At 68.5% G+C, this 3,214-nt stretch carries 3 protein-coding genes; all 3 read left to right on the top strand.

Translation table 11 applies throughout. The features are described from left to right. The coding region (gene murD, locus I71_RS07810; protein WP_042693537.1) for a UDP-N-acetylmuramoyl-L-alanine--D-glutamate ligase at window positions 1-867 on the top strand (867 nt) is incomplete at its 5' end. Then, complete coding sequence (locus I71_RS07805) at window positions 864-1,985, top strand: FtsW/RodA/SpoVE family cell cycle protein (RefSeq protein WP_042693533.1); 1,122 nt, start codon at window positions 864-866, stop codon at window positions 1,983-1,985. The genes murD and I71_RS07805, both read left to right, overlap by 4 nt. After that, window positions 1,982-3,214: undecaprenyldiphospho-muramoylpentapeptide beta-N-acetylglucosaminyltransferase (gene murG, locus I71_RS07800; RefSeq protein ID WP_049975976.1), on the top strand; the 1,233-nt coding region annotated here is incomplete at its 3' end. The genes I71_RS07805 and murG, both read left to right, overlap by 4 nt.

Below are 3,214 nucleotides of genomic sequence, written 5' to 3'. Positions count from 1 at the left end.
CATCTCGCCCGCCATCGCGGGATGGAGGGCTACATCGCCGCCAAAAAACTGATCTTCCACCGCCAGACCCGGCCGCGCACGGCTGTGATCGGGGTGGACGACGAGCATTGCAGCAAGATCCACGCCGACCTCGTCGCCGCCGGCGACCAGCGCATCTGGCCGATCTCCGCCCGGGGGCCGGTGGCCGGTGGCGTCTATGCCGCGGACGGCTGGCTGGTCGACGACACCGACGGCGGGGCGGTTCGTGTCGCCGACCTGTCGGCGCTGCCGAGCCTGCTCGGCGCCCATAACTGGCAGAACGCCGCCGCCGCCTTCGCCACCTGCAAGGCCGCCGGACTGCCGGTGCCGGCCATCGTCGCGGCGATGGCGACCTTCCCCGGCCTCGCCCACCGGCAGCAGCTGGTCGGAACGCTGGAAGGGGTGCGCTTCGTCAACGACAGCAAGGCGACCAACGCCGACGCCACGGAAAAGGCGCTCGCGACCTTCGACCCGATCTACTGGATCCTGGGCGGACAGGCCAAGGACACCGGGCTGAACGGGCTGGAGGGCTATATGGGCCGCATCCGCCACGCTTTCCTGATTGGCGAGGCACAGGAACAATTCGCCGCATGGCTCGATGCGCATGGCGTTGCTTATACACGCTGTGGAACGCTGGATGTTGCGACTGCGAAGGCGGCCGGACTGGCTCTGGCGGAACGGTTGGACGGTGCCTGCGTGCTGTTGTCCCCAGCTTGCGCATCCTGGGACCAGTTCGCCAATTTCGAGAAGCGTGGCGAAGCCTTCGCGGCCTATGTCGCGGGCATTGTCTCGGCGCATGGTGGCGCGCATGAGCACACCGGGGACGGCACCAGCGGGGGCGTTGCATGATCACCTTCGACCGTACCGACCAATCGATCTTTGGCCGCTGGTGGTGGACCGTCGACCGTTGGCAGCTCGGCGCCGTCGCCCTGTTGATGTTCCTCGGCACCGTCCTGATCACCGCGGCCAGCCCGCCCGTGGCCGAGCGCATCGGCATCCAGGACACCTTCTATTTCGTCGAACGCCATGTGATGATGCTGATCCCGGCGATCGCCATCATGATCGGCGTCTCGCTGCTCAGCCCGCGCGGCGTGCGCCGGGTGGCGCTTGGTGTGTTCCTGATCTCGGTGCTGCTGGTCTACGCCACCCTGGTGGTGGGCGTCGAGATCAAGGGCGCCCGCCGCTGGATCCATGTCCCCGGCCTGTCGATCCAGCCGTCGGAATTCGTGAAGCCCGCTTTCGCCGTGGTCGCCGCCTGGCTGTTCTCGCTGTCGCGCACCAATCCGGGCTTCCCCGGCGCGCTGGTGTCGATGGTGCTCTATGGCATCACCATGGCCGGCCTGATCCTGCAGCCTGACCTGGGCATGACCTTCGTCGTTTCCGCCGTGTGGTTCACCCAGTTCTTCCTGGCCGGGCTGAACCTCGTGCTGGTGATGGGGCTGGGCGGGCTGGGCGTGGTCGGGCTGGTCGGCGCCTATTACACGCTGCCGCACGTCACCAGCCGCATCAACCGATTCCTCGACCCGCATGCCGGCGACAACTATCAGGTCAACCGCTCGCTGGAAGCCTTCGCCAACGGCGGGCTGATGGGCACCGGCCCCGGCCAGGGCACGGTGAAATTCTACCTGCCCGATAGCCATGCCGACTTCATCTTCGCGGTGGCGGGCGAGGAGCTGGGGCTGATCTTCTGCCTTGGGCTGGTGGTTCTGTTTGCATTTGTTGTGTTGCGCGGGTTCGCTCGTGTCTTCAACGACAATAATTATTTCGTTTTGCTGGCCGCCGCCGGTCTTCTGATCCAGTTCGGGCTTCAGGCTGCGATCAACATGGGTTCGTCCTTGCATCTTATGCCGACCAAGGGCATGACCCTGCCGTTCATTTCCTACGGCGGCTCCTCGCTGCTCGCTCTCGGGTTCGGCATGGGTATGGTTCTGGCACTGACACGCAAACGTTTCGGCCCGGCGGAATGAGGAGGCCGACCGACTTGAGCGCAACGAGACATGATGCGGGCTTCGACGCCAACGCCGACAGGGTGATCGTGCTGGCCGCCGGCGGTACCGGCGGGCACATGTTCCCGGCCGAAGCACTGGCGCGCGAGCTGCTGGCCCGTGGCCGTGCGGTCACGCTGGTCACCGACAAGCGCGGCCATGCCTTCGGCGAGACCCTGCCGGAAGTGCCGGTCCACCGCATCCGCGCCGCCTCCCCTGGCGCCGGCATCGCCGGCAAGCTGAAGGCCGCCATCCAGATGGGCCTCGGCCTTTTGGAGGCGCGGGCGCTGATGCGCCGGCTCGATCCCGCTGCGGTGGTCGGCTTCGGCGGCTACCCGTCGGTCCCCACCGTCTATGCCGCCATCCAGTCGAAGTTGCCGGCCCTGCTGCACGAGCAGAATGCCGTGCTGGGCCGCGCCAACCGGATGCTGGTCGCAGGCGCCAGCCGCATCGCCGTCGCCTTCCCCAACATCGAGAAGCTGGGCGACGCGCAACGCACCAAGATCATCCGCACCGGCAATCCGGTCCGTCCGGCGGTCACCGCCCATCGCCTGTCTCCCTACGAAACGCCGTTGGCGAACGGCCCGGCCCGCCTGCTGGTGATCGGCGGCAGCCAGGGCGCCCGAATCTTCTCCGAGGTGATCCCCGCGGCGCTGGCCCTGCTGCCCGAGGACCTGCGCGCCCGCATCCATCTGGCACAGCAGTGCCGGCCGGAGGATCTGGAGGCTGCCCGCGACGCGCTGGAGCCGCTGGGTCTCGCCCGGCTGGAACTGCAGACCTTCTTCCGTGATGTGCCGGAGCGGCTGGCCGCCTGCCATCTCGCCGTCACGCGCGCGGGTGCCTCCACCATCGCCGAACTGACCTGCGTCGGCCGTCCGGCGATCCTGGTGCCGTACCCGCACGCCACCGACGACCACCAGACCGCCAACGCCCGCCATCTGGCGGAGGCCGGAGCCGCCTGGCTGGTGCCGCAGCCTTCCTTCACCGCAAGCGCGCTGGCGGAACGGCTGTCCACCCTGCTGGCCGATCCGCAGGCGCTCGCCGCCGCCGCCCGGGCCGCCCATGGCTGGNGCACCGCCGATGCCGCCGCCGCACTGGCCGACGCCGTGTTGGCGATGCTGGACGGCAGCCCGCCCGCTGCTCTTGCCCAGGGTCACGCCGACNGATCCGAACACGCCCGGCGCTCATCCCGCGGTGCCAGCGCCAAGGGG

Source organism: Azospirillum sp. B506, from assembly GCF_000333595.1.
In the GTDB taxonomy this organism is placed as follows: Bacteria; Pseudomonadota; Alphaproteobacteria; order Azospirillales; family Azospirillaceae; genus Azospirillum.
Note: the sequence above shows the minus strand (reverse complement) of the source record. Positions and strands in the feature narration are given on the sequence as shown.